The organism is Dyadobacter arcticus (assembly GCF_011762185.1).
Lineage (GTDB): Bacteria > Bacteroidota > Bacteroidia > Cytophagales > Spirosomataceae > Dyadobacter > Dyadobacter arcticus.
Map to the genome: position 1 here is coordinate 429,073 of NZ_JAASQJ010000002.1, position 24,805 is coordinate 453,877.

General features: G+C 44.3%; 27 protein-coding genes. 17 read left to right on the forward strand and 10 right to left on the reverse strand.

Annotation, left to right across the window (positions count from 1 at the left end; genetic code table 11):
* The first annotated feature begins 117 nt into the window (after positions 1-117).
* From FHS68_RS09485 to FHS68_RS09510, 6 genes are all read left to right on the forward strand, one after another.
* On the forward strand, positions 118-1,056 hold the full coding sequence (locus tag FHS68_RS09485) for an alpha-glucuronidase family glycosyl hydrolase (RefSeq protein ID WP_310588530.1): 939 nt from the start codon (positions 118-120) through the stop codon (positions 1,054-1,056).
* 108 nt (positions 1,057-1,164) lie between these two features.
* Positions 1,165-1,818, forward strand: coding sequence for a hypothetical protein (locus FHS68_RS09490; RefSeq protein ID WP_208408268.1), 654 nt, complete (start codon positions 1,165-1,167; stop codon positions 1,816-1,818).
* A gap of 148 nt (positions 1,819-1,966) precedes the next feature.
* Positions 1,967-3,037, forward strand: coding sequence for a sensor histidine kinase (locus FHS68_RS09495; RefSeq protein ID WP_167269455.1), 1,071 nt, complete (start codon positions 1,967-1,969; stop codon positions 3,035-3,037).
* 11 nt (positions 3,038-3,048) lie between these two features.
* Positions 3,049-3,531, forward strand: a complete 483-nt coding sequence (locus FHS68_RS09500; protein ID WP_167269457.1) for a copper resistance protein NlpE N-terminal domain-containing protein — start codon at positions 3,049-3,051, stop codon at positions 3,529-3,531.
* A gap of 5 nt (positions 3,532-3,536) precedes the next feature.
* A complete protein-coding gene (locus FHS68_RS09505; protein ID WP_167269459.1) occupies positions 3,537-3,989 on the forward strand; it encodes a hypothetical protein in 453 nt (150 codons plus the stop codon).
* Positions 3,990-4,046: 57 nt separating this feature from the next.
* The gene (locus FHS68_RS09510; RefSeq protein WP_167269461.1) at positions 4,047-4,772 is read left to right on the forward strand and encodes a LytR/AlgR family response regulator transcription factor; all 726 of its coding nucleotides are present in this window, start codon (positions 4,047-4,049) and stop codon (positions 4,770-4,772) included.
* On the opposite strand, the gene FHS68_RS09515 is transcribed toward FHS68_RS09510, so the two are convergent.
* Both FHS68_RS09515 and FHS68_RS09520 read right to left on the reverse strand, forming a co-directional pair.
* Entirely contained in the window at positions 4,738-6,006 is a 1,269-nt protein-coding gene (locus FHS68_RS09515; protein WP_229211831.1) for an RNA polymerase sigma factor, read from the reverse strand. The genes FHS68_RS09510 and FHS68_RS09515 overlap by 35 nt on opposite strands.
* Positions 5,993-6,334, reverse strand: a complete 342-nt coding sequence (locus FHS68_RS09520) for a YciI family protein (RefSeq protein WP_167269463.1) — start codon at positions 6,332-6,334, stop codon at positions 5,993-5,995. Before FHS68_RS09520 ends, FHS68_RS09515 begins: the two co-directional genes overlap by 14 nt.
* 159 nt (positions 6,335-6,493) lie before the next feature.
* On the opposite strand from FHS68_RS09520, the gene FHS68_RS09525 reads away from it, so the two are divergent.
* Positions 6,494-7,702: a DUF748 domain-containing protein gene (locus FHS68_RS09525; RefSeq protein WP_167269465.1), complete on the forward strand. Its 1,209-nt coding sequence runs from the start codon at positions 6,494-6,496 to the stop codon at positions 7,700-7,702.
* 47 nt (positions 7,703-7,749) lie between these two features.
* Here FHS68_RS09525 and FHS68_RS09530 read toward each other — a convergent pair whose 3' ends face one another.
* A complete protein-coding gene (locus FHS68_RS09530) occupies positions 7,750-8,901 on the reverse strand; it encodes an FG-GAP repeat domain-containing protein (protein ID WP_374757511.1) in 1,152 nt (383 codons plus the stop codon).
* Positions 8,902-9,068: 167 nt separating this feature from the next.
* On the opposite strand from FHS68_RS09530, the gene FHS68_RS09535 reads away from it, so the two are divergent.
* Together FHS68_RS09535 and FHS68_RS26770 are read left to right on the forward strand one after the other, a co-directional pair.
* Positions 9,069-9,359 (forward strand): nucleotidyltransferase family protein, encoded by a 291-nt coding sequence (locus tag FHS68_RS09535; RefSeq protein WP_167269469.1) that lies wholly within the window; start codon positions 9,069-9,071, stop codon positions 9,357-9,359.
* 68 nt (positions 9,360-9,427) lie between these two features.
* Positions 9,428-9,682, forward strand: a complete 255-nt coding sequence (locus tag FHS68_RS26770; RefSeq protein WP_208408269.1) for a HepT-like ribonuclease domain-containing protein — start codon at positions 9,428-9,430, stop codon at positions 9,680-9,682.
* A gap of 2 nt (positions 9,683-9,684) precedes the next feature.
* Here the strand turns inward: FHS68_RS26770 and FHS68_RS09545 are convergent, their stop codons facing one another.
* Positions 9,685-12,567 carry a PVC-type heme-binding CxxCH protein gene (locus FHS68_RS09545; protein WP_167269470.1) on the reverse strand — a complete coding sequence of 961 codons (2,883 nt, stop codon included), beginning with the start codon at positions 12,565-12,567 and terminating at the stop codon, positions 9,685-9,687.
* A gap of 158 nt (positions 12,568-12,725) precedes the next feature.
* On the opposite strand from FHS68_RS09545, the gene FHS68_RS09550 reads away from it, so the two are divergent.
* Together FHS68_RS09550 and FHS68_RS09555 are read left to right on the forward strand one after the other, a co-directional pair.
* Entirely contained in the window at positions 12,726-13,139 is a 414-nt protein-coding gene (locus FHS68_RS09550; protein WP_167269471.1) for an Xre family toxin-antitoxin system antitoxin, read from the forward strand.
* Complete coding sequence (locus FHS68_RS09555) at positions 13,099-13,614, forward strand: RES family NAD+ phosphorylase (protein WP_208408270.1); 516 nt, start codon at positions 13,099-13,101, stop codon at positions 13,612-13,614. The genes FHS68_RS09550 and FHS68_RS09555 overlap by 41 nt, the downstream gene beginning before the upstream one ends.
* Positions 13,615-13,640: 26 nt before the next feature.
* Here the strand turns inward: FHS68_RS09555 and FHS68_RS09560 are convergent, their stop codons facing one another.
* Both FHS68_RS09560 and FHS68_RS09565 read right to left on the reverse strand, forming a co-directional pair.
* On the reverse strand, positions 13,641-14,018 hold the full coding sequence (locus FHS68_RS09560) for an iron chaperone (RefSeq protein WP_167269472.1): 378 nt from the start codon (positions 14,016-14,018) through the stop codon (positions 13,641-13,643).
* Between the two features lie 2 nt (positions 14,019-14,020).
* The gene (locus tag FHS68_RS09565) at positions 14,021-14,794 is read right to left on the reverse strand and encodes a hypothetical protein (RefSeq protein WP_167269473.1); all 774 of its coding nucleotides are present in this window, start codon (positions 14,792-14,794) and stop codon (positions 14,021-14,023) included.
* A gap of 407 nt (positions 14,795-15,201) precedes the next feature.
* Between FHS68_RS09565 and FHS68_RS09570 the strand changes: the two genes are divergently transcribed.
* On the forward strand, positions 15,202-16,083 hold the full coding sequence (locus tag FHS68_RS09570) for a 3-keto-disaccharide hydrolase (protein WP_229211832.1): 882 nt from the start codon (positions 15,202-15,204) through the stop codon (positions 16,081-16,083).
* Positions 16,084-16,343: 260 nt separating this feature from the next.
* The gene (locus tag FHS68_RS09575; RefSeq protein ID WP_229211833.1) at positions 16,344-17,096 is read left to right on the forward strand and encodes a DUF3575 domain-containing protein; all 753 of its coding nucleotides are present in this window, start codon (positions 16,344-16,346) and stop codon (positions 17,094-17,096) included.
* A 297-nt stretch (positions 17,097-17,393) separates the two neighbouring features.
* Here FHS68_RS09575 and FHS68_RS09580 read toward each other — a convergent pair whose 3' ends face one another.
* On the reverse strand, positions 17,394-17,753 hold the full coding sequence (locus tag FHS68_RS09580; protein ID WP_310588531.1) for a helix-turn-helix domain-containing protein: 360 nt from the start codon (positions 17,751-17,753) through the stop codon (positions 17,394-17,396).
* Positions 17,754-17,760: 7 nt separating this feature from the next.
* A complete protein-coding gene (locus FHS68_RS09585; protein WP_310588532.1) occupies positions 17,761-17,889 on the reverse strand; it encodes a type II toxin-antitoxin system HigB family toxin in 129 nt (42 codons plus the stop codon).
* A 235-nt stretch (positions 17,890-18,124) separates the two neighbouring features.
* Between FHS68_RS09585 and FHS68_RS09590 the strand changes: the two genes are divergently transcribed.
* The gene (locus FHS68_RS09590; protein ID WP_167270873.1) at positions 18,125-18,880 is read left to right on the forward strand and encodes an MBL fold metallo-hydrolase; all 756 of its coding nucleotides are present in this window, start codon (positions 18,125-18,127) and stop codon (positions 18,878-18,880) included.
* An 88-nt stretch (positions 18,881-18,968) separates the two neighbouring features.
* Here the strand turns inward: FHS68_RS09590 and FHS68_RS26565 are convergent, their stop codons facing one another.
* Positions 18,969-19,094, reverse strand: coding sequence for a hypothetical protein (locus FHS68_RS26565; protein ID WP_262889581.1), 126 nt, complete (start codon positions 19,092-19,094; stop codon positions 18,969-18,971).
* 180 nt (positions 19,095-19,274) lie between these two features.
* Here FHS68_RS26565 and FHS68_RS09595 point away from each other — a divergent pair, with 180 nt between their 5' ends.
* Genes FHS68_RS09595 through FHS68_RS09605 form a run of 3 tightly spaced genes read left to right on the forward strand, consistent with a single transcriptional unit; the run spans position 19,275 to position 24,333 of the window.
* Positions 19,275-21,965 carry a PQQ-dependent sugar dehydrogenase gene (locus tag FHS68_RS09595; RefSeq protein WP_310588533.1) on the forward strand — a complete coding sequence of 897 codons (2,691 nt, stop codon included), beginning with the start codon at positions 19,275-19,277 and terminating at the stop codon, positions 21,963-21,965.
* A 21-nt stretch (positions 21,966-21,986) separates the two neighbouring features.
* On the forward strand, positions 21,987-22,784 hold the full coding sequence (locus FHS68_RS09600; RefSeq protein ID WP_167269475.1) for a hypothetical protein: 798 nt from the start codon (positions 21,987-21,989) through the stop codon (positions 22,782-22,784).
* Positions 22,785-22,788: 4 nt separating this feature from the next.
* Positions 22,789-24,333 carry an alkaline phosphatase family protein gene (locus tag FHS68_RS09605; RefSeq protein WP_167269476.1) on the forward strand — a complete coding sequence of 515 codons (1,545 nt, stop codon included), beginning with the start codon at positions 22,789-22,791 and terminating at the stop codon, positions 24,331-24,333.
* 4 nt (positions 24,334-24,337) lie between these two features.
* Here FHS68_RS09605 and FHS68_RS09610 read toward each other — a convergent pair whose 3' ends face one another.
* Entirely contained in the window at positions 24,338-24,802 is a 465-nt protein-coding gene (locus tag FHS68_RS09610) for a DUF4488 domain-containing protein (protein WP_167269477.1), read from the reverse strand.
* Positions 24,803-24,805 lie beyond the last annotated feature (3 nt).

The following is a 24,805-nucleotide window of genomic DNA, read 5'->3' on the forward strand; positions in this document are numbered from 1 at the left end:
TAACGGGCGGATGAAATTTGCGTGCTGTGCAAAAACGGCAATAGTAGGGGGCTTTTGCGCCAGGAAGTAGAACCTAAGCTGCCCGGGCTTATCTAGTTCGGCAAAAACAGCACTTTAATGTCAATTTCAAGACTTTATATCAGCTTATTCCTTCTTTCTTCAACTGTTTTAAATGTCTGTGCTGATGGCGGATACCGGCTTTGGCTGAAATATGATAAAATTAAAGATGTCTCAACAAGAGATAGTTATACCAAAGCTATTCCGTTTATAGCCTGTTCTGATACCAGCCAAATCGGCAAAACGGCGTCGACTGAATTGCAAATCGGTTTAGAAGGTCTCTTGGGTGGAAAAATCCCAATTGTTAAGAACTTAGTTGTGGGCAAGAGCGGCATCAGGATTGAAATTTTGCCGCAATCGTTTTCCACAGGACAAGACCGGAACGCGATTGGGAAGATTATAAACCTAATGATGAGATCGCGTGAAATTTATGTGAATTACAATACGCCACTGGGACTTACCCGACCATGGACAGGCGCTCATTACGCCCCTGAACCCTGGCAAAATCGCAGTTCCCGCCCCGATTGGACAGCAGGTTATTATCATCGCGCCGATTCGCTTGGCATTGGTTTTGATCGAACTGCTACCGGCAGCAATGCATTGAGCGAATATCAGCCGCAAGTCAGAAAGCAACGGGAAAATGCAGAAACCTGCCCCCTGCCCTATTTGATTTGGTTTCACCATATTCGCTGGGATCAAAAACTTTCATCAGGTAAAACGCTTTGGAATGAATTATGCACGCGATTTTACACCGGTGCGGATTCTGTAAGATGGATGCAGAATGAATGGGCTTCTGTTAAAAATGCAGTCGATCCGGAAATTCATGCCAATGTAACTTCGCGTTTGGCCAAACAACAAAAGGAAGCGATCTGGTGGCGGGACGCGTGGGTGCTTTACTTACAAACATTTTCCAAACAGCCGGTTCCAGCGCCATTTCAGCAGCCGGAAATGACAGTGGAAGAAGTAAAACAATCTGTTAATGTCTATTTATTAAGATAATTTTTCTCTTATCCCCGTGCAAAAGCCCGGGGCAGTTGAAATCATATGAGATATAGATTGATTTTTTTGATTCCCTTTGCGATTTTAGCTTTTTTCGGCTGTAAAAGCTTGAAAGACAGTCCAAAATTTAATTTTGCTGATGGCGTGTACTATACTAAATTGGATGGGAAAAGGGAGCAGGTATATGTCGAGAATACGGATGATTCAATTTCGATTTATGCTTTAAAAAAGGGCTGGCAGCACGCCCCCATCAAGCCGTCCCAGCTTGTCAAACAAACATATCCTCAAAAAACCGCCGTTGAAACGATCGGCGCCAACAAGTACTGGCAGAAAGGCTTTGATGTGGACATCCTAACAATACCGATCAAATTCCGTCCATCCGCGCCTACTTTTCCGAAACAGTTCAGTAACCATCTTAACGGAGCTGTGTATCTGGGTTATCGCACCGACGTTTACCGTCTCGCTTTTGAGAAAGACCCAATTGGTCGCATTCATGAAAAAACCAAGCATTACGGCATTTCGGCCGGATTCATCACCGGCTTCGGCCTCACGCCGCTGAATTCCTGGGTAACTAACAATGGCATCAACATTGAATACGACGGGCTCGCCTGGTCCAAAGGCATCGCATTCATCATGGGACTGGAAAACTTCACTTTCGGTCTGGTCGGAGGGATAGATCATCTTTTGGATGAAAATAAACATTTGTGGATTTACCAAGGGAAACCTTATCTCGGCCTGGCAGTTGGCTTGAACCTGAATTAGAGATTTCTTCTCGGAATCGATAGCCATTGATTATCGAGGAACATTCAACCCTCCCGACATCTACTTTTTGGCACATTGGTCGATATAATTTCGGTTAGTGCATTCTTTTACATTCATTTACACCCGAATGTAAAAGCCTGAAAATGATATGAGCGTCCTTGATAAGCAGGTCCGGTTTCCTTTCTCCAGCCGGCCGGTGACGGCCAAATATGCGCTGGTGCATGCGGCATACTGGATCCTGATTACGGGGTTTTTTATGTATGAAAAAAGGTACCTGATTTACAAGGCCAGTTTAAACTACTTTACATTATGCGTGGTCGGCCGTATCACCTTGCTGATCCTGATCGCTTACCTAAACCTGCACTATTTTTTACCGCGCTACCTGCTCAAAAAGCGTTATTTGAAATACTTCAGCCTGGTAATATTATCCATCCTGTGCTACCTCGTCGTTCAATGTCTTTTCGATTACTACCTCTACGGATTCATCATCGGCCCCATGCGGAACAGCAATTGGATCGAAACACTATCATACAATTTTTTCAGTACGATGTGGTACCTGGCATTAATGGTTGCACTCAAACTGAGTATTGACTGGTACGAACAGCAAAGGATTCTTCAAAAAATACTGGTCGAAAAGCTGAATGCGGAAGTCAACTTTCTGCGGTCACAGGTAAACCCGCATTTCCTCTTCAATATCCTTAATAACCTGTATGCGTTGACGTTAAAGAAATCTGATCAGGCGCCGGAAGTGGTTATGAAATTGTCGGAAATGATGGAATATATGCTCTATGACAGCGACGATCCGAAAGTTGCGCTTGATAAGGAAATCAGTTACTTGCATAATTACATTGCATTGGAAAGGATCCGTTATGATAACAATCCGGACATTTCGTTTGAAGTTGCCGGGAATCCGGATGGTAAAGAAATCGCCCCACTTCTGCTACTGCCGCTGCTCGAAAATGCATTCAAACATGGACTTAGTAAAAAAGCGGAAAATGGCTGGCTGCATGGGAAGATCAATGTAAATCAATCTGTTTTGGAAGTGACGGTTGAAAACAACAAATCGGCCACTTTGCCCGCGGAGGGAAAAGGCGGGATTGGCCTGGAAAACCTGCGCAAACGGCTGGAACTGCTCTATCCGGCATCCCACCTTTTGCGGATTGACGATACGAAGGATAGTTTCAAAGTATTTATGGAAATCAAATTGCAACCTGCTTAAACCTCTTAGCCATGAAATTTACAAGATTTTTAATCCTGATGACACTGACTTTTGCCTCGGTAATGGCCACCAGTTCTTCCCCCGATCCTGTCACGTATGTATCCGCCAGTCCATGCGACGCGGTTGCGCGACATTATCTCGATATACCAAAAGACCTGGATTGCGAAATGATCAAATGGCGGCTCTCGTTGCACAAAGATCCACGGAACCAGTCGCCCACCCGCTTCGAATTGACCTACACCTATGGCATGACAAAGCCAGGCACCGAAGGTTTTATGAATGGGGGCTTTACCAAAGCATTAAAAGGACAATGGTCTAGTACTAAAAGTACTGCTCCAAGCGCCGGAACGGATGTTTATAAACTGACTCCCGATTCAGGCAAGGGATCAATTTCTTTTCTAAAACTGGATGAAAACGTACTCCATTTGCTCGATTTAAAAGGGAATTTAATGATCGGAAATGCAGGTTACAGTTATACTTTGAACAAACAATGAGGGCGATGAAAAAAATATTGGTAGTGATCCTGACGCTGGCATTCGCAAATGCTTTTTCCCAATCAAAAAATCTGCTGAACGTTCCATCAAAAACCACGACCCGCATTCCAGTTGCGGAAGGCGCCAATATCTGGGGAGTTTTTCACGGACGGGTACGGTGCCAGGAAATGGCGGAAGAATTAAAAATGCCGGTGGAGAGTACCTGCGAGAAACTAAAATGGAGCTTTACTTTTTTCCAGGACCCGGCAACCGGGAAACTCACTACTTACAAATGGGAAGGCTCCTTGTTCCGCGACAAAGCTATGGAAGGTCAATGCATTATATTAAAAGGAACGCCCAACAATCCCGACGCCGTTGTTGTGCAATTGAACCCGGATAAGCCCGATCAATCATTGTTTCTTTTGAAAGGGGAGATGATAATGTGTTGTTCATTCTTGACAGTAATAAAAATCTCATGAAAGGCGATGATTACCTGAGTTATACATTCAATCGGGTAGTTAATTAATTTGTTTAGAATGATCCATTGTGTCATCATTGACGACGAGCCGCTGGCTAGGGAAATTATTGAAGGTTATCTGTTAAAATCAGGTATAGCGCATACCGTTATCCAATTCGGGAATGCGTCAGAAGCATTAAAATACTTTCAGGAACATGACGCCGATGTCCTTTTTTTAGACATTGAGATGCCGGAAATGAATGGTATTGATTTCCTGAAAGCACTTTCACAACCGCCGGTAACCGTTTTCACAACTGCCTATCGGAATTATGCTTTCGAAGGATTTGAGTTGGGTGTTATTGATTTTTTGCTAAAACCGATCTCCTATGATCGGTTTTCACACGCATTGGAAAAAGTACAGGATTTTCTGGCCTTAAAGGATGAAAATACGAAAATTGAGAAAGATCCGGGCGAGCAGAAACTGGGATCGGTAATGGTGAAAAGCGGCGTACAGCGTATTTTGCTGGATTTCAATGAGGTAACACACATTCAAGGCTTGAAGGATTATGCCATTATCCATGCCGGAAAAGGCAAGATTGTGATCAAAGGTTCCATTAAAGCGATGCACGAAATTTTTCCCGCAAGCCACTTTATCCGCGTCCACAAATCCTTCATCGTCGCACTGGATAGGGTTAAACGCATTGAAAAAAACAGGATCATCCTTGGAGTAAATCAGATTCCGATTGGAAGAAATTACAAGGAGAATCTGCTTAAGGTGATAGGAGTGCAATCTTCTTCGAAATAACTCTCTGATCCGCTTTGGATTTGGTCAGTTCGAAGGAAGTCTTGAAATGTCCCATCGCTTTATGATTATCAATGCCCGTATACATCTCGCCCAGCAACATGTGGTACAAATGATGATTGGTCAGATCCAACTTTTCGGCTTCTTTGATTGCTGCCTCTTTCCCATTTGCTTTTGATAATGCAAATGTCCGGTTCAACGCTGCCATCGGCGAATATTCGATGATCAGCAATTGGTTATAAAGCTGCAAAATGCTTTCCCACTTCTCCTTTGTGTCAGTTTTAATTGTATGAAAATAGGCAATTCCCGCTTCCAGGTGGTATTTGGAGAGCTGGTGTCCGAAAGAAGCCTGGTTCATAAAATACTCCCCCTGCCTGATAAGGTCTTCGTCCCAAAGCAACTCGTCCTGGTCTTGATAAAGTACGGTTTCGCCCTGAGAATCAATCCGGGCTTCAAACCTGGACGAATGGAAACACATTAATGCAAGCAATGCATACACAGGCGGTTGACTCGTAATTTTACTTTCCAGCAGCAGATTAGTAAGTCGCATGGCTTCCAGGCATACGTCTTTCCGCAATGTGACATCGCTGCCAGCGGCATAGTAACCTTCATTGAAAAGAAGATAAAGGGTTGTCAAAACATTTTCAAGGCGTTTGTTGATCTCTGACGTGCCTGGAAACTCTATTTTCACATCATTAAGGCGCAATTTCTCCCTCGCCCTGAAAAGCCGCTTGTTAATGGTTTCCTTATTGGTTAAAAATGCCGCTGCAATTTCACTGATCCCGAAACCGCAAAGAATGTTAAGAGACAACCCAATTTGCGCCTCAGCAGGGATAGACGGATGACAAACTGCAAACATCATCTGAAGCTGGCTGTCGGTAATGTTACGGTCCGAAAGGTCGATCTCGATATCCTCCCAGCCGGATGGTACTGAACTGGTTTGCTCATAGGTGATTTGCTTGGCAATTTTCTGATTGAAAAGCGTATTCCGTTTGAGATAATCCTTCGCCTTGTTTTTCGCGACGGTGTAAAGCCAGGCCGTTGGGTTTTCGGGCAGCCCTTTTATTCCCCAGGTTTCCGACGCTTGCAAGAATGTGTCACTCGCAATATCCTGCGCAATCTCGATATGCTCGAGACCAAAAAGTTTGGACAGAACAGCGGTTATTTTCCGATATTCTGTCCTGAAAAGATGCGGTAATATTTCGTTCTGATCCTGCAAATCCTTACATGCTTCCAATCTCCCTCACTTCCACGCTGCCGCCAAAACCCAATATCGGGCAGCCTTCAGCCAGTGCGGTGGCGTCTTCCAGAGATTCGGCTTTTACAATGGTGTAGCCACCAATCGATTCCTTGATTTCTGTGTACGGGCCATCGGTAATGACCTGGCCGGGACGCATTACTTTGCCATCGGACAATAAGCGGTTTCCCCGATCAACCAATTTGTTCTGTGCGGCGATACCGCCGATCCAATCCATCCACATTTTCATACTAGCTTGCATTTCTTCGGGTGAAGGTGCTGGTCCCGGACGTCCTTCGGCTCTGAAAATTAATAAGAAGTCTTTCATTACAGTAAATTTTAAAGGTTAAAAACCAATGACGATTGGGTAATTCGGGATTGGACAAAAGCTGGTAAAAAATTTCAAATTCTTTCAAAAAACCTTTTGGTATGATTGTTTATTGGTCTGTTTTCAGTTGAAAATAGTGAATATATAACAGTCTCAAACATGGTTCAGGAACCCACCCCACATAAAAGATCAAGGAAAAGAAGGATTGCAATATTTTTTATCGCCTTTATTGCCCTAATCGTCGTTATCCGGCTGATATTACCATACATCGTACTGCATTATGCCAATAAGAGTCTGGCCAATATGAATGGCTATTACGGTCATATTGAGGATATTGATCTGGCCAGTATTCGTGGCGCTTATCAGATCGACAGCATTTACCTCAATAAGGCTGATACAATAACCGGAAAACAAACCCCATTTTTTGCTTCATCTAAAATTGACCTTTCGGTAGAATGGAAGGCACTTTTCAAAGGGACCATTGTAGGCGAGCTTACTTTTCAAGAACCTTTTCTGCTTTTTACAAAAGATAAGGTCGAACCCAAAGAGATTGTAAAGGATTCAGCAGATTTCCGAAAAGTCCTGGACAAATTTATGCCGCTCAACATTAACCGATGCGAGATCAACAATGGCAAGATCCAATACAACGATTTCACTTCTAAGCCAAAGGTTGATATTGCAATGACCAATCTGCATTTATTGGCCCAAAACCTGAGAAACAGTTACGATTCCTCGGCCGTACTTCCGGCTTCCATCAATGCCACCGCCAATGTGTACGAAGGAACATTGCGGATGGACGCGAAGCTGAACCCACTGGCGGAAAACCCGACTTTCGATATGAGTGCGGAGCTAAAAAATACCAATCTTGTCAAGTTAAACGACTTTTTCCAGGCTTATGCTAAGATTGATGTGAACAAAGGAAGTTTTGGGCTATATACAGAAGTCGCTGCGAAGGACAATGCATTTACTGGCTATGTAAAGCCGCTGATCCAGGATCTGGACATTTTGGGTAAGGAAGACAGGAAGGACAATATTTTCCGCCAAATGTGGGAAGCGGTTGCAGGAGGTGTTGGTGAACTTTTTGAAAATCAGCGCAAAGACCAGGTTGCCACTAAAATTCCTTTCAAGGGCAGATTGGACGAACCGAAAACCAACATCTGGCTTGCAATTACTAATATTCTTCAAAACGCATTTATTAGCGCCCTGCAGCCCAGCATTGACAATGAAATCAGCATTGCCTCTGTAAAATCGCCCAAAGAAGAGAAGAAGACTTTTTTGCAGAAGGTTTTTTCAAAGGATGAGAAGAAGGGGGGACAAGGGAAGAAGGAGGAAAGGGATAAGGGGAAGAAGGAGAAAAAGAAAAAGTAGATATGAGGAATTTCGGTTAATGCGCTCGGGTTGTTGATACTTGCCAGTCATTTTTCTAGAAAGTTTTCGAATAGGAAAACGCCGTTTTTGTTGGCGACGATGATGTCTGGCTGTTTGTCGCCGTTCATATCTTCAACGGTCACATTCAACCCAGAGCCGGAATCTTTATCGATTTGATGTTCAATGAAGTAAGGTGCTTTTCCTGGCGTAATTTCAAACCATAATAAAAAAGCAGGATCGCTATCACCGGGGTCACGGCCGTGGTGGGCTAGAAAGCGCTTTCCGGTGATATAATCCTTCTTTCCATCGCCGTTCAGGTCCGCCATAATAGCGGAATGGGTTTGTGCCGTGGTTTTGCTGACCAAGTGTGTTTTGAAATCGATCTTACCACCGTCGTTGATCTGCTCATGCCACCAAATTCCCAGCGCATGCGCCGAGGCACTGACGACATCAGTTTTTCCATCCCCATTCACATCCAATATCTGCATATGCGAACAAGGTTCACCCAGGTTAGCTGGCATAAATTCCCAGTTTCCAGCCTTGTTATCCTTGGTACCTTTAAACCAGCCTTCGCGAACGACCACATCCGGCAGTCCATCCTTGTCTACATCTCCATACCCAATTCCGTGCGAAAAATTTTCCGTCCCTGCGACATTGGGCTTGCTTAAAGGATATTTTTTCCATTCCGTTTCTTCTTTTTTAGTGGGCGCCTGCAACCATACGATCTGCTTCTTCGCCTTATCGCCGCATAGAATTTCCATGCGGCCGTCGCCGTCGATATCTATGAAGCCAGGTGACTCATTGGCGATACCAGTCGTATCTGCGATAAAGTGTTTCTTCCATTCCCCCGCTTTGTTTTGCGGATTTTCAAACCAAAATGCTGGTTTTCCAGGAAAGTCAATGATCACTGCGTCCGCCCAGCCGTCGAGATTTACATCCATGCCGATGTTCAGAAAGGAATTACTATATTCTTTTTTGGGATCAAAAACCCGCGACGGCGCCATTTCATGCTTAGTCCAGGACGGTGCCTCAAACCAATAGTATCCGGCGATGATATCAAGCTCTCCATCTTTGTTGAGGTCGGCGACAGCAGCTCCCTCAGATATAAAATCGCCGGTAATTTTGGTTTTTTTGAAGCCGTGGGTGACGGGGGATTGGACGGGTTGAGCAGAAGAATTGTGAAGTGCAAAACACAACATGAAGGACAAACTCGCAACACGTGTCCAATGATAATAAATTTTCTTTTTCATCTGATTTTCAATCATATAAGTGCTTGCAACTAATTGTATTGAGAAGGCATTAAAGGGTCAGAACTACCGGTTTTGCCTGCATTGTTAAGCGTAGCAACATTTTATATATTTGTGATATGACAGAATTAATATTTATCCAACAAACTCTTAGACAGCTGAAACCAGAACTCATAGAGAAATTTCATGTGAGTTCGATTGGCTTGTTTGGATCCATCGTTCGAAATGACTTCACCTCTTCGAGTGACATAGATATCATTGTTGATTTTAGTCAGCCCATCGGAATTGAGTTTGTTGACCTCGCAAATTACATTGAGGAAAAAATTAAAAAGCAGATTGATCTCGTATCAAAAAAAGGCATCAAGGACAAATATTATCAGGCTATTTTAGGCGAGATCATCTATGTCTAAACGAAACCAGCAGCTACTAATCGAGGATATGATCGAAAGCGGGCGCAAAATTCTGCAACCCAGAAAGCTTGTCATTTGATGAATTTATACAAGACGGTAAGACTGTCGACGCTGTTATCAGAAATTTTGAGATAATTGGTGAATCAGCGAACCGCCTTCCTTATGATTTCAAAGATTCACACCCTGAATTAGATTGGCATCGTATCCGAGGATTCAGAAACAGAATAGTCCATGATTATTTCCGCATTGATTACAGCATTGTCTGGGAAGTAAAAACCTCTTTTTTGCCTGACTTGATTAAGACACTGAACAAACTGGTATGAGCTCACTCATCCAACACCTTACCAATCAGCATCTGGCTTTCATGCTTTTCATGAGAGCCGCTTTGGCCGAGTTTCTGGTTCAGGTCTTTCAAAACTTTTTTGGAATCTTCGGTACCTATCGCCGCGACACGTTGAATGGTATATGGCAGTATTTTTGAGAATTTTGCCTTCTCCGCCATTTGCAAAGCACGTTTCATATCTAATGCCGCCAGCGGCTCTGCTGCATACCACACCATCAAGGGCAGGTTATGATCGTCCTTGTCTTCGTCCCGTTGCATCAATGCTTCTACCACATCCCACCTTTGCACGGCGTCTAGTCTAAGCATTCCAGAGGCTAGGTAAAGCCGTATCAAAGGGGATTGATCAGTTTTTGCCATTTCAGTAAATTTCTTCAATGTCTCAGGGGAAACCATTTTATCCTCGGTCAGCAATTGCACAGACCAGCTACGGATGTATTCGCTTTCATTAGATAGCAATTCATTTAACTCTTTGTCGTCCAGACCTTTGGTCACATGCAATGTCCACAACGCGCGGAGCTTGCGAGTAACGTCGGGGTTTTGGGCAAGCATTTCTTTTAATGCCTTATGTACCTTTTTGCTTGGCCCGCGTTCCTGCAAAATGGTACGGGCCTGTCTTACATACCAGTCATTGTCATGGAGCTGATAGTTAACCAGTTCTATATCGGAAGCCTTTGAAAGATCTACTTTGACCCATTTATCATTTTCATGGGTGATCTTGAAAATCCTTCCCATCGTTTTGTCGTGCACATCCGGGTTTGGGCTGTGACATTGGTTCTTGTCATACCAGTCAATCGCCCAAACTGAGCCGCTGGCATCATATTTAAAGTTCAGCCATTGCGACCAGGAATCGTTCATCGCCATGAAATCAGGTTTGTGGGAAGCAATGTAACCCGACCCGCTTTTTTCAAAATGGTCGACATTAAGTCTGGCGCCATTGATGTTATTCATGAAGATCTCATTCCGGTATTCTTTGGGCCAGGTGTTTCCAAGATAAATCATCGCGCCTGCATGGGCATGGCCTCCTCCTGCCGCGGCCGACCGAAAATTTCCTGCGTGCGGCCCGCGTTCGCCCAGCCAGTGCACGTGGTCGCCAATGGTCTTGATGTCATCGTAAGTGTATAGGTTGAAGTGCTTGCCGGCCTGACGCTGGTAACGAGCGCCCTGAATTACATGGAACATATGCGGAATCACGCAAACGGTAATAAACGAATGTCCGTAATCATTAAAATCGATGCCCCAGGGATTGCTGGCGCCTTCCGCAAATACTTCAAATTTGTGCTCGGTGGGATGATATCGCCAAACTCCGCCGTTGATTTTAGCCCTTTCGGCCTCCGGCGTACCTGGCTTTCCTACAACTGAATGTGTGAAAACCCCATGCGTGCCATAAAGCCAGCCATCGGGGCCCCATCTCAGACTATTCAGAACTTCGTGGGTATCATGCAAGCCCCAGCCGTCCAGTAATATCTGCGCAGGACCGGCAGGTTTGTCGGTTTTGGGATCAATTGGAATGAACAAAAAGTTTGGTGCTGAACCCAGCCAAACGCCTCCCATTCCCACTTCTATTCCACTGATCAGGTTGAGATTTTCTGCAAAAACCTTCTTACTATCCAATGTTCCATCACCATTGGTGTCTTCCATGATCAGGATGCGGTCCCTGCCCTGTCCTTCCGGAGCGCGAACGGGGTAAGTATGCCCTTCCACCACCCACAGCCTGCCTTTTGGATCAATTGTAAACGCAATCGGTTTTACCACCTCCGGCTCAGACGCCGCCAGGGTTATCTTGAAACCTTTGGGTGGCGTCATTGCTGCGGCGGCTTTTTCGCCCGAAAGTCCGGCATTGAGAACAGGGTCTAACGGCGGGAGGATAATGATATCCTTTTGTCTTAGTTCATTGGAAAATTCGGGCCGACTTGGGTATAGCAGGAACTCATCGAAGTTGATATGTGCCCATTTATCATTGGCAATGTATGGGATTTGCGAGATTCCGGTCTCATTATCAATGATCCGGATGAAGATTTCTTTGTTTAAATATTTTTGCAAATCAACGACAGCAGGTTGTAAAGTTGCGCGGCCTTGTCCGGTAATGTGGTAAATAACGCTGTCCGTCCCGGCTAATACAAGTTCTACCCGCGTGTCCACCAATGCGCCGCCGGATACTTTGAATGCGGCGAATGGTTGGGTTACTTTGAATGGGACAGAAGTTAATGTTCCGGTGAGTTTATAATTGGTGTTTCCGCCGCTGCTCAGAAAATATTTGCCATCAAAACCGATCTGCATTTCCTTTTCATGAACCGGAGAAGGATCTGAATTAAAAAGCGGGTTCGTAAAGGCATCGCCTGTTGCCGTCCAATCCTTTATTGTACCTGTTTCAAAATTCAGGTTTACCGGTTGGCCGTCTTTCATGGGAAGTTGACCAGCAACGGTCTTTTCATTGACCTCCCCTTCTACTACTTCAAAATTTCCTACCATACCCGCAGCGCGGTGCCCTGGTATCGAGCAAAAATAGGTATCGCTTTCCTTCGCAACGAAATTAATGCTTGTGCTCGACCCTTTTTCGAGGATTACCTTGCTTTTCAGCCCAAGCTTTTCCAGGGAAATGTCGTGCGTCATCAGCTCGCCATTGGTGATCTTTATGCGTACTTTATCACCTTTATTGGCTTTTAAAGTCGGGTTTCTGGCTCCGTCTGGCGCGAAGTAACCTAGCATCGTCGCTTCCAGGGCATAGTCCCGGTCGAATTTTGTGGTATCTGCTGCTGTGGCTGTTGCTTTGGCAGGGGTTGTTTTGGATTTTTGCGCCAGAACGTAACTTTCTGATGTTGAAAGGACAATGGCAAAAAATGCCACGAGATTGCTGAATCTTATCATATAGTGGCTGTTATTGGAAATTTCATTTTGGTCAAAGGAAAAAGATTGGTTGAATGACATTTTACTTATTAGAGGGAAGGCTTGATCGAGATCAACTGAAAAATTTCGTTTTTACTTTGGAAAAAATTCGTATATTTGGGTTACTCAATGTTACATTTATGGAATATGAATTAAGGAACAAGTTTAATGACATTGATATGGATACCAACTTCGCAATTGTAAGTTCTGCCAGGAAGGGCATAAATACAAAGGTTTTTTATGACTTTGCGAATGCTATAAAAATGCCTGAAAAAAATCTGGCGTCGATCATTAACCTGTCATCCAGGACGATCAGTAATTATAAGGATTCTCAAAAAAAGCTCGAACCACTGTATGGTGAGCATTTGCTGAAACTAATTTCCCTGTTTAAAAAGGGAGAAATGCTGTTTGGCAATATTGACGAATTCAATTATTGGCTTCAGAAACCGCTTTGGAATTCTTATGAAAGACCATCAGAATGGCTTACTACCAATGGCGGAGTGGATTTCCTGAATGAAGAGTTGGACCGGCTTGCACAAGGATATCCTGCTTAGCATGCTGGTTTACAGGATTGTGCAACACGCATTCAGCAAGAGTTTATATGCATCCGGGATGACGGGCCGATGGAATAGTGCAGGCAACAAAGTATTATATGCCGCCGAATCTATTCCATTGGCATTCCTGGAAAATATGGTAAGGCGGCAGGGCGTCGGGTTCAACAATGATTTTCGGATTATGCTTATCTTACTTCCTGAGAATTTGGCTATGGAAACTATATCAACAGATGAATTACTTCCGTCGTGGAGAAGTCCTTATGATTTTTCTGCTTGCCAGCCCAAAGGAGACAAATGGTATCAGGAGCGAAAATCGCTGGCTCTAAAAGTCCCATCGGCTGTGATGCCAGAGGCCTATAATTTTGTAATCAACACATTACATCCGGATTACAAGCGGGTAACATTGGTGGGAGTAACCAATCTGGTTCCCGATTCCAGGATTGAGGAAATCCTCAAAAAGTATCCCAAAGGATAAAAGAAATGGAAGAACCATCCCGAATGCTATCTTCTAGCTTTCGACCTTCTTGGCGTTTCGATCAATTTTGCTTCTACAATTTTTGCGATTAAGTCAACTGGCATGGGCTTGTTTAGTGGGAAATGCACGGAGTTTTTGGTGCCTTTGTAGCCCGCCAGCTCCTCCTTCAATTTAGCCGACATTGTTTCGGTTATGGGATACAATGCAATATGCTTTTTCCAGCCAGCAAAGTAAATTACATAAGAACCATTCAGATTAAAAGTTGGCATGTCATAAGAAATTGCCTCCTCAGCATCGGGAATGGCGTTCAGAATAGCTTCCCGAACTTCTTCCAGAAGTGGCCTGACTTCAACGGGGAAGGTGGCGATGTATTCATCGATCGTTTTAGCTTTGAAAGTTTCCATAATTAGTTTACCTGATCAATATTAATGGTCAAAGTCCGCCGCAGTTCAGTTCCTCCTAGATTTCGCAGCGGAGGCACCGAATGCAGGGAGTTGAATGTTTTCAAAAACAGGATACATTGATTTGGCAAATATTCGACGGTTTTGATTACATCCACTTCGTGGAAATCGAAATATGCATTGTAAAAATTGTAATTGCGCCGCATATCCTTCGGTTTCAGCACATCGGTACCGCCTTTCCAGGCCGGGTTCCATTCGCCTTCCCTTAAGATGGAAAGCACCAGCGTAATCACTTTCTGGGGAGCGTCGGTATGCGGGCGAACATTGCCTCCATCAGATGGCAGTGCGGAAAACTCAAAACGGGCACGAAGCCCTTTTTTCCTAAGCAACCTGTTTCGCTGGTTTTCCAGCCATTGCGAAAAGCTACCACCCAGGCGCGACGTCGACGAAAGTATAGCGGTATCCGATAGTTTCAATTCAATGTAATTCTGCTCGAAAGTATTGAGCACATCATGAATAAATTCATGGCTTTTGATGTAATGGTAAAAATCGAGATAAATGGGCGTTTGCCTCACGTACGCATGATACGCGTCGGCGTTATAAAGCTCAGAAAGCGCCTTCTTATTGGATTGTTTGTCAAAAAAATTGCCGAATGTTTCTACCGAAGGGAAATTTTCAACCAGTAGCTTATAATGCTCGGGCTCAACGAATTGCTGCGCTACACCGAGCGGGAAGGGATCATAATCGAATGAAAAGTTCTGGTAATTCAGGTATTTCATAAGGGAGGCAAGAAGTCATTGAAAAGTTACGGAAACTTGACAAAAACTTCAAAAATCCCATGATATAAGACCATTCTTACCGCTTCACCGAAAAACGAGCTGCGAAATTCAGAAAATGCTCATAACCTGAGGTTCAATTCCAAATGCCCGCCCAGACCGAGTTCGGCAGTCTTTCGCCTTAGACGTGGTGCTCGTGTCTACATCCGTTTCCATCTCCCTGAGATACAGAAACCTTATGCCGAAAGTGAAACAAATAATGCATAGAAAAATCAGGTCTGATTTCCTAGAAGAAATCCCGGGAGATTTGAAATAAACCATCAGCAAAGCCGGGTGACATTCAATTCAATAAACTGGCTTGCCAGATAGCGCTAGGCAGCATATCTTTGGATGAGCTTTACCCCTGGCAAATGGACAATATCATTGTAGTGAAAAGATTTTTTATACCATTAACCTATTCTACCATGCGATTTATTCTCCTGTTGTGTTGCGTAAGCGTTTTGACAGCCAAAGCTTTTGGGCAGCAAAAAATGGGTCATGGCACTTCGCTTTTCAACGGCAAAGATCTGACTGGATGGGAAACGTACCTCGATCGGCCAGACCAGAATAACAAGGACCAGGCTCCCCTAGGGCTAAACAACGACCCGAATAAAGTTTTTTCAGTCGTGATCGAAGACGGTGAACCAGCGATCCGGATATCCGGCGAGACTTTTGGAGCGGTGAGCACATTGGAAAGCTTCGGAAACTATCATTTGCAGCTCCAATTCAAATGGGGCAAACAGAAATGGGCACCGAAGCTAGATCAGCCCAGGGACAGCGGACTGCTATTTCACAGTGTAGGCGATTACGGTTCTTCCTTTTTATGGAAAAAATCGTTTGAATTTCAAGTTCAGGAAGGCGATTGCGGGGATTATTGGGGCGTAATGGATGTGCTGGCAGAAGCTGAGGCATTCAAAAATGAACAAGGAAAATACGTTTATAAAAAGGGTGCTGAAAGAATCACATTCAGGGACAAAACGCCCAATGGACGTACCTGTCTGAAAGGCCTGGACAATGAACTAAAATCGGGCGAATGGAACACCGTGGATCTTTATTGTTTCGGGGGCACAGCCGTGCACATGATCAATGGCAAGATAAACATGGTTTTGACTAATACCCGTCACATGGTGAATGGAAAGGAAGAGCCTTTGGTCAGGGGACAGATACAGATCCAGTCGGAAGGAGCGGAGGTATTTTATCGCAATTTGACGGTGGAACCCATCACGCTCAACATGTTACCAAAAGGAATATGAAAGTTAATAATTATTGATTGCGATTTTTTTAAGTTTAACCTAATGGCATAATTACAAACATTCATCTGATACTATTGACTTGCAAGTCCGGGGCCATGCGGCTCCGGATTTTTTTGTTTTCTACACGGTAACACAATTGGTTAGAAGTAACTATTTCCACCCCGATTTATCCTAACGAATTTTATTGGGCAGAGCGCCAGCAGGTTAAGGTATGTGGCGTATTTGTATCATTTCTTGTTTTAAACAAACTCCCGGTCACTATGAAAAATCAAAGCATGTTGTTTTTCGGAATCCTCTTTCTTTTTAGCGCACACCTTTCACATGCGCAGCTGGTTAATAAAACGGTTGTAAAATTTAACCTTACCGGGGTAGCTTTCAAAAGCTTTGCGGTACAGTATGAGCGGATACTTACACCGCACAGTTCGATAACAGTGACGGCGAGCACCTCGCAAGATGCGCCTCTGCCATTTAAAGATGCCTTAATGGACCAGTTTGGGGATAATGAGGACGCACGGCGCGCAATTGGCACAACACGGTTTACAAAATACAATGGAACGATTGAATACCGCTTATACCTGGCTGGCCATGCGCCCACAGGCTGGTACATTGCTCCTTTTGCACGCTATATACACATGGATATCAGCCAGGATTACACGTACACGCCTAGTGATGGGATATTGCATAGGGCGCATTTGAATGCAAAGTTCGGAGCGGTTGCGGGCGGTGTGATGCTGGGGCACCAATGGATGCTGGGCAAGCGGGTTGCCCTGGATCTCTGGCTGTTGGGGCCGTTTTATGGATCACAAGTTAAAGCAGATTTTGTCGGGGAAGACCCACTTTGGCCGAGTCTGAAACCTGCCGACGTTACCAAACTTCATAGCGATATTGAAGGGACCACATTGCCTGGATACAAAACCACGGCAGATTTACCATTGCCCATCATCCACGCCAAACTCGTCGGGCCATATTATGGCGTGAGGGCATTTGGATTGGCAATCGGTTATCGGTTTTGATTAGGAGTGTTGATAAATTAGACGTAATTCCTGCATCCTGGTCCCAAAAATGGCCGGGATTTTTTCCATTATAAGACTTTAAGTGAAAATTTCCCGAGCAGTAATATTCCCTATGCGCTCGGCGACGAGAGAAAAGTCAGGATTACATTCGAGGAACAAGAAAGCCAGACATTGGTTACAGAAGTATTCAATGCCAAAGGCACGCGTCCGGTTGAGTTTCAAAAAGCAGGTTGGCATGCGATTTTGGATAACTTTAATAGGTACACGGAAGGGCTTTAGTTTAGGAGCTTAGCTAAATTAACCAAGAAGGACTTGCGCAGGAATCCCAAGCTTCTCGTGAAATAGTTTGGCAAGTTTTAAGGTCAATGGCTTTTTACGGTTGAGTAAAGCAGAAACGTAGCTTTTGCTTCCAACCCATTCAACAAGATCTTTACTTTTCAAGCCCTTCTCATTCATTTTGAGCTTGATAGCTTCAATGGGGTCAGGCAAGGGTATTACATAATGTTCGTCTTCATAAGCCTTGATTAGCAACAAGACGATTTGAAGCGTATTGCCCTCAGGACTTTCAGGGGCTGGCATCTTGTCAAATTGTTCATCGACCCATGCGAGCATACGATCGTAGTCTTCTTCCTTTTTAATTGGTTTCAGTTCCATCATTCATATTTTATTGATGCTTGTATTTTAAAGTTTTGACATCCACCTTATCGTACTCAGAATGAGTACCGAACCATTTGATCTGAATCGATTTATACTCAAATACGATCCTTACTACCAGCCAATAATGATTACCCATTATGCAAGTAGGGTTTTACGGGCTATAATATTAAACATTGTAAAGTTCACTATTAGTGAACAAATGTATTCATTATTCTGAGATATTCCATCATCAGTTAAATCTTAGACGAAACAATTTTTGAAAAGTCACAGGTCGCACAGTAATTAATATTAAATAATTTCTATTGGGCTAAAAAACCAATTGCATAAAGCCCTGCGAGGCTTAACTTTGAACTAAACAAATCAATCAAATGATGAAAACAATATTCGCTCTTGTATTACTAATGATATCCGCGACGGCCTGGGCGCAACTTCCTGCCGCGGACGCGATACCTACTTCAAAAGGGGACTTAAAAGTGCAGCCGCTTAACCATGCTACCCTGGCACTGACCTGGAATGGTAAAACAATCTATGCGGACCCATATGGCGGGGCAAAAACATTTACCGGAATCGCAACGCCGGACCTGATTATAATCTCTGATATCCATGGCGATCATTTTGATCCGGCTACGCTGGACACATTGGACCTGGCCAAAGCAATTATTGTGGCTCCTCAGGCGGTAATTGATAAGATGTCGGATAAGTTGAAGGCGAAGGCCGTGGCAATTGGAAATGGTCAGACGATCAGTAAGCTGGATATTTCAATCACTGCCGTTCCAATGTACAATCTCCCTGAATCGGCAGAATCGAGGCATACCAAAGGCAGAGGCAATGGTTATGTGTTGAAATTTGGTGATAAGTCGGTGTACATTAGCGGCGATACTTCTGGTGTCCCTGAAATGCGCGCTTTGAAAAATATCGATGCAGCGTTTGTCTGCATGAATTTGCCTTATACCATGGATATCAACGAAGCAGCTTCTGCGGTGCTTGAATTCAAACCAAAAATCGTATATCCTTACCACTACCGCGGCCAAAACGGATTCAGCGACACTGAGGCGTTCAAGAAACTTGTCAATGCTGGAGATGCGAAGATTGATGTAAGGCTAAGGGATTGGTACTCGGTTAAGTAATATATAATTGATTAAGTAAGATTCGATTTATATAAAAGCCCTTTTTGGCATCACCAAAAAGGGCTTTTATTTTACTCGATGTCAAACACTACTTCTGTTTCAAAACCTGTGGAATCCCCGTCTTTCTGGTTGAAGCAGCAGGTGCGTTGACGCCCAGGTTTTTAAGGATATCTGCGGTGAGATTTGCGGTGGAGTCGCGGGCGAAGAGTACCATTGGGAAGAGTTTAGTTGACCTATTGCATTAAAAAATGTTAAAATCAGGCTCAAAAGGCACTTTCAAAACAATTTTCTAAGTTGTGCAACTCTTTGCCTCATTTTTTGGAAATTGCATAATGCCGAAATCACGAACCTTGATCTGCCGGCTGTCAACGTCCTAACCTCTTGCTCTGATCACGTGAAAAAAAGCAGCTTCTTTTTCGGATTGTTCATTCTATCGATTTTTTGTCTGGCTTCCGTATCCAGGAATCCATCTTCAGATTCTTCTTCCAAAGTCACCGGTCCGGATTCGAGCCGTTTTACCTACACCACATTGGTTTCCGGCTTGGATGAACCTATGGAAATAGCGTTGCTGCCAAATTATGATATTGTAATTGCAGAGCGGAAAGGCGCGGTACGGTACTTCAACAATTCTACTAAACAACTTTCAACCATTGCCCAATTCAATGTTTTTAGTGGCATTGAGGACGGTTTGTTGGGGGTGGCTGCCGATCCTAATTTCAAGGATAACAACTGGCTTTATTTTTATTATGGTGTAGCCGGGGACCGGAGTATCAGCCATCTGGCGCGTTTTGAACTGAAAGACGGAAAGCTAAACCAATCTTCAAAAAAGGTTTTGCTAGAAGTGCCTACACAGCGGAAATATTGCTGTCATTCAGCAGGTTACCTAACATTTGATGTGGATGGATTGCTTTATCTGTCTATTGGAGACAATACTAATGCGGAGGAAATTGAAGGACATAATCCTACCGATGAACGTCCGGGCAGGGAGTTGGCTGATGATCAGGGTTCTACGGCAAACAGCAATGATTTCAGAGGTAAGATTCTGCGCATCAAGCCGGAAGTTTACGGATCGACTGGTGGAGCCCCTTACACAATTCCGGACGGAAACCTTTTTCCAAAAGATGGCTCAAAGGGCAAGCCGGAGATTTATGCGATGGGCATGCGCAACCCTTTCAGAATTTCCATCGATCCGAAAACAAAATATGTGTATTGGGGCGACGTGGGGCCAGATACTGAAATTCCTGCGAGTGAGGGAAAATTGAGTTATGATGAGATCAACCAGGCGCGAAAGCCAGGATTCTTTGGATATCCGTATTTTTTGGGCGATAACGAGGTTTTCCCTGATTATGATTTTGAAACCAAAAAAGAAGGTCCTGGAAAAGACCCGCTCCGGCCCATCAATGACTCCCCCAATAACAAAGGTGTAAAAGAACTGCCGCCAGCCCAGCCGGCATTCATTTGGTACGGCAAAGGCCCGTCAAAAAAATGGCCGATGGTAGGCAAAGGTGCTGCCAGTGCCATGGCAGGTCCGGTGTATTACAGCGATCAATTTCCCAATGCGCCTTACAAACTGCCTGATTATTACAATGGCAAACTTTTCATTTATGAGTGGATCCGGAAGTGGATTATGGCAGTCACAATGGATAGTAATGGAAATTATCTGAGTATGGAACCGTTTTTGCCGCAGCTGAATGTGGTCGCGCCCATGGATATGCGCTTTGCCCCCGATGGCGCCATTTACCTTTTAGCATATGGGACAAACTGGTTTGCCCGAAATACGGATTCAGGGATTATAAGAGTGGAATATTCGGAGGGAAACCGTAATCCCATTGCCGTAGTCAAGGTCGAAGGGAATACAGTTGGACCGGCTCCGCTGACTATCAAACTATCGGCAACTGGATCCAAAGATTTTGATGCAGGGGATCAGCTAACCTATAAATGGAAAAGCGATGAAGGCGAAGTGGAAGGGCCGACAAGCACATTCACATTTAAAAAGCCCGGCATTCATCAGGTCATCTTGACTGTTTCTGACCAGCACGGCGGAAAATCGACGGCTACAACGGAAATAAAAGTGGGCAATGCGCCGCCTGTGGTTAAGATCGAAACTGTGGGTAACCGAAGTTTTTATTGGGACAACACATCATTGGTTTACAATATTAAGGTCAGCGATAAGGAAGATGGAAAAATTGATCCGGCGAAAACAAAAACAAGTTTCAGCTATCTGCCCTTCGGAAAGGATCTCGCTGGCGCACTGGCTTCGACTGACGAGAACATCCAATATCTTTCTACCGCAAAGCTTTATACGTCATTGGATTGCAAATCTTGTCACACCTTGGCTGTCAAATCCATTGGGCCAGCTTTGAAAGAAATTGCAAAAAAATACAAGGATACAGAAGGCGCAGTAGCGTTGCTGGGGAAGAAGATCATTTCGGGCGGGAGTGGCAATTGGGGTAGTTATCCCATGCCGCCACATCCGGATTTGTCGGAAAAGCAATCTGTTGAATTGGCTGATTACATTATGTCACTTGTCAAAACGCAAAAAGCAACGCCACTTTCCGGAACCCTTAAATTGACTGAACATATTGGAAAGGGCAATGAGGGCGCATATGTGCTTCTGGCTTCTTATGCTGATAAAGGTGCAAACGGGATCGAACCATTGAAATCGTCCAGTTATATTGTTTTGAAAAATCCACTGGTCCAATTTGAAGACTACCAGGAAGGAAATGTGGGCGTAGTGATTGCGACGCTGAACACCGGTTTTATTTCGTCTATCGCCAACATTACCAACGGAAAATACACGCGATTTAATGACATTGATCTGAAAGGCATTAAATCGATCAGGTTAAGGGTGCAGGAACATGGCGCGGGCGGAACGATTGAGTTAAGGCAGGATAGCAAAAACGGATCAGTGCTGGGAAAAGCCGTATTGGCTGCCGGGCAGATCGCCGATTTGAAACAGGGCTGGAAGGAAATAGTGATGCCAATCTCAGGTGGCACGGGTATACATGACCTGTATTTTGTTTTTAAAAATGAAACTACAAAAGGGCCGCTGTTTCATCTCGACTGGATGTATTTCGAACCATAATACGGCATTTAAATCAAGGCCATGACATTTCTCCGCCTAATTACACATCTTGTGTTGTTCGCCTACGGTTCTGAATGCGCTGCGCAGACTATTTCCGAAATTAGAAAATATCAGGTTACTGAGGCCAAGCAGGCCATTGCAGTGGACGAAAAGTTCTTTTACGTGATTAATAATAGTACGATCAGTAAGTACGAAAAAACGGATGGCAAGCTGATCACTTCCTGGGACGGCACAAAAGAGGGCATTAAACATCTCAACAGTGGCGTGGTGATCAAAGGCAAAATGTACTGCGCCAACTCTAATTATCCCGAAATTCCCATGGCGAGTTCAGTCGAAATTTTTGATGTGAACACCATGCAGCATGCAGGTACCCATAGTTTTGGCATTGCCCAACACGGCTCACTGACCTGGATCGACCAAAAAGATGGATTTTGGTGGATCGGTTTCGCACATTATGCGGGTAAAGAGGCAAGCGAGGGCAGGGATGTGCGCTGGACTTCACTGGTGAAATACGATCCGGAATGGCGTGAGCTTGAATCCTGGGTTTTTCCAAAGAATTTAACTGAGCTATTTACGCCCAAAAGCAACTCAGGCGGATCGTGGGGAAATGGTGGAATACTCTATTGCACCGGCCACGACCGCGCAGAATTGTATGCTTTGAAATTGCCAAAATCAGGCTATACACTGGAACACATCGGTACACTTCCTGCGCCAATCGAGGGTCAAGGCATTGCGATTGATCATTCGGCAAAAGGCAAAGTTTTGCTTTATGGGATCAACCGGGCGACAAATATGGTGACGGTCTCAGAAATTAAGTAATGCTATGAAAAACAGGATATCGATCTGCATTTTTATACTTATTGTTAGTCAGATCTCGGTTAATGTATTTGGGCAGAGTAGCCAGGGGCGACCTTCGTCCCAGGTGAAAAACAAAACGCTCATCTTCTTTTTCGATGGATTACGCCCCGACTACATTACGGCGGAGCAAATGCCGAATCTCTTCGCATTTAAAGAAAAAGCTTGTTTTGGAAAACAGCATCACAGCGTTTTCCCAACCGTAACCCGCGTCAATTCAGCTTCGTATGCGACAGGCTCTTATCCTGGTACCCATGGTATTTTGGGTAATGCGGTTTACTTTCCAACCGTTGATTCTACCAAAAGTATTGGTACCAGTTACAAAGACCTTGGCCGGGCTGCTGCTGCCATATCTGGCCCATTATTAACAGCGGTTTCGCTTGGTGAGATTTTGCAGACGGCAGGTGAACGTATGATGGTTTTCAGTTCTGGCACAACTGGGCAGGCGTTTTTGCAAAATTATAAAGTAAGCGGTGGCGCAATCGTAAATCCCGATCTTATACTGCCCGAATCATTTAAAACACAGGTAATTGCAGATTTGGGTGAGGTTAAAACAACCGGATCGGAAGATTTCAACCGCCATCAATGGGTTATTGACGCATTGCTAAAATATGGCCTGGCGGAAAACGGACCATTGGTAAGCGCGGTATGGCTGTCCGATCCTGATGGAGCGGCACATGCAAACGGGATCGGTTCGCCGGAGGCGGTCGAGGCGATCAAATTTGTCGATGCGCAATTTGGGCGTGTGCTGGAAGCGATGCAAACGCGTGGACTGACCGACCGTTATAATGTGATCATATCAACGGATCACGGTTTTGTAACGCAAGTGGGGAGCATGAGTCTTCCTGATTTTCTGATACAGGAAGGTCTGAAAAAAGACAAAGATTCGGATGACGTAGTATTGGCAGAAGGCAGCATTTATATAAAAAACCACGATCCCGAAAAAATTCAGAATATTGTTTCCGCTTTGCATAAAGAGGAATGGATTGGGGCACTTTTTACAAAAGCAAAAACAGAAGGAGGTATGCAAGGCTGGGTGGAAGGGACGCTTTCATTTGACGCCATCCACTTCAACCACCAACGCACGGGGGATATTCTGGTCGCAATGGATTGGAATGATCACAAAAATGACAAAGGTATAGAGGGTACAGATTATGTCAAAGGTAAGGCAGGCCACGGCGGATCAAGTCCTTACGAAATCCACATTGCACTTTTCGCAAAAGGACCCGATTTCAAAAACGCAGTTCCCACCGAGTTACCGACATCGAATGTTGACATCGTGCCCACGATTTTAGGCATTTATGACCTTCCAATCCCACCTCAAATGGACGGCCGTGTCATTTCGGAAATTTTAAAAAAAACCGGTAAACCAGCGGGCAAAACAAAAAAAGAAATTGTTAAGACAGAAGTCAGGTATCCCTGGGGCATTTACAGTTTATCTCTGGAAATGTCGGTTTTCGGCAAATACAGATATTTTGATTTCAGTAGAACTGAGAGGGGTTTCACCAAATAAGTATTTACTTTTTCACCCGGACGTATTTCTCAGTATTCACCCGCTCCACGCCCAGATTAGCTACCTTCTCAATGCCGGTTTGAATGAGGGTATCGTTTTTAATCTCGATAGTAAAAGGAAAATCATTTCCCTCCCATTCTCTTGCACTGCAATATTCCAGATGTTCCGTATACAGACTGTCGGTAAGGATAAATTTGCCTCCTCCCGCTGCAAAAATTGAATCTTTGCCTTTTCCTTTGGCGAGATCATGTTGTAAAAAGGCAAAGTGCGTATCGTTGATAATTTTAATGAAAGAGACATTTCCATCATATTTTGTGACTGTGGTATCTCCTTTTTCAATGATAACCCCTTCTACCAGTTTCCAGGTCCCGGCAAGTGGAATGCTGCTGCCATTCTCGGCTTCCTCTTTTTTAGAAATACACGAAAGGATCGAAATAAGACAAATTGCAAAAAGGAACGAGATTTTCATGCG

Excerpts from the sequence above, each read along its gene's own strand:
- FHS68_RS09605 (WP_167269476.1), top strand. The coding sequence starts at position 22,789 with ATGAAAAACAGGATATCGATCTGCATTTTTATACTTATTGTTAGTCAG.
- FHS68_RS09530 (WP_374757511.1), bottom strand. The coding sequence starts at position 8,901 with ATGTTGTGTTTTGCACTTCACAATTCTTCTGCTCAACCCGTCCAATCC.
- FHS68_RS09485 (WP_310588530.1), top strand. The coding sequence starts at position 118 with ATGTCAATTTCAAGACTTTATATCAGCTTATTCCTTCTTTCTTCAACT.
- FHS68_RS09535 (WP_167269469.1), top strand. The coding sequence starts at position 9,069 with ATGACAGAATTAATATTTATCCAACAAACTCTTAGACAGCTGAAACCA.
- FHS68_RS26565 (WP_262889581.1), bottom strand. The coding sequence starts at position 19,094 with ATGGTACTCTTCGCCCGCGACTCCACCGCAAATCTCACCGCAGATATC.
- FHS68_RS09610 (WP_167269477.1), bottom strand. The coding sequence starts at position 24,802 with ATGAAAATCTCGTTCCTTTTTGCAATTTGTCTTATTTCGATCCTTTCG.
- FHS68_RS09560 (WP_167269472.1), bottom strand. The coding sequence starts at position 14,018 with ATGGAAACTTTCAAAGCTAAAACGATCGATGAATACATCGCCACCTTC.
- FHS68_RS09585 (WP_310588532.1), bottom strand. The coding sequence starts at position 17,889 with ATGGGTAATCATTATTGGCTGGTAGTAAGGATCGTATTTGAGTATAAA.
- FHS68_RS09575 (WP_229211833.1), top strand. The coding sequence starts at position 16,344 with ATGAAAAATCAAAGCATGTTGTTTTTCGGAATCCTCTTTCTTTTTAGC.
- FHS68_RS09495 (WP_167269455.1), top strand. The coding sequence starts at position 1,967 with ATGAGCGTCCTTGATAAGCAGGTCCGGTTTCCTTTCTCCAGCCGGCCG.
- FHS68_RS09510 (WP_167269461.1), top strand. The coding sequence starts at position 4,047 with ATGATCCATTGTGTCATCATTGACGACGAGCCGCTGGCTAGGGAAATT.
- FHS68_RS09520 (WP_167269463.1), bottom strand. The coding sequence starts at position 6,334 with ATGAAAGACTTCTTATTAATTTTCAGAGCCGAAGGACGTCCGGGACCA.
- FHS68_RS09500 (WP_167269457.1), top strand. The coding sequence starts at position 3,049 with ATGAAATTTACAAGATTTTTAATCCTGATGACACTGACTTTTGCCTCG.
- FHS68_RS09600 (WP_167269475.1), top strand. The coding sequence starts at position 21,987 with ATGACATTTCTCCGCCTAATTACACATCTTGTGTTGTTCGCCTACGGT.
- FHS68_RS09570 (WP_229211832.1), top strand. The coding sequence starts at position 15,202 with ATGGACAATATCATTGTAGTGAAAAGATTTTTTATACCATTAACCTAT.
- FHS68_RS09550 (WP_167269471.1), top strand. The coding sequence starts at position 12,726 with ATGGAATATGAATTAAGGAACAAGTTTAATGACATTGATATGGATACC.
- FHS68_RS09555 (WP_208408270.1), top strand. The coding sequence starts at position 13,099 with ATGAAGAGTTGGACCGGCTTGCACAAGGATATCCTGCTTAGCATGCTG.
- FHS68_RS09580 (WP_310588531.1), bottom strand. The coding sequence starts at position 17,753 with ATGATGGAACTGAAACCAATTAAAAAGGAAGAAGACTACGATCGTATG.
- FHS68_RS09565 (WP_167269473.1), bottom strand. The coding sequence starts at position 14,794 with ATGAAATACCTGAATTACCAGAACTTTTCATTCGATTATGATCCCTTC.
- FHS68_RS09590 (WP_167270873.1), top strand. The coding sequence starts at position 18,125 with ATGAAAACAATATTCGCTCTTGTATTACTAATGATATCCGCGACGGCC.
- FHS68_RS09545 (WP_167269470.1), bottom strand. The coding sequence starts at position 12,567 with ATGATAAGATTCAGCAATCTCGTGGCATTTTTTGCCATTGTCCTTTCA.
- FHS68_RS09505 (WP_167269459.1), top strand. The coding sequence starts at position 3,537 with ATGAAAAAAATATTGGTAGTGATCCTGACGCTGGCATTCGCAAATGCT.
- FHS68_RS09525 (WP_167269465.1), top strand. The coding sequence starts at position 6,494 with ATGGTTCAGGAACCCACCCCACATAAAAGATCAAGGAAAAGAAGGATT.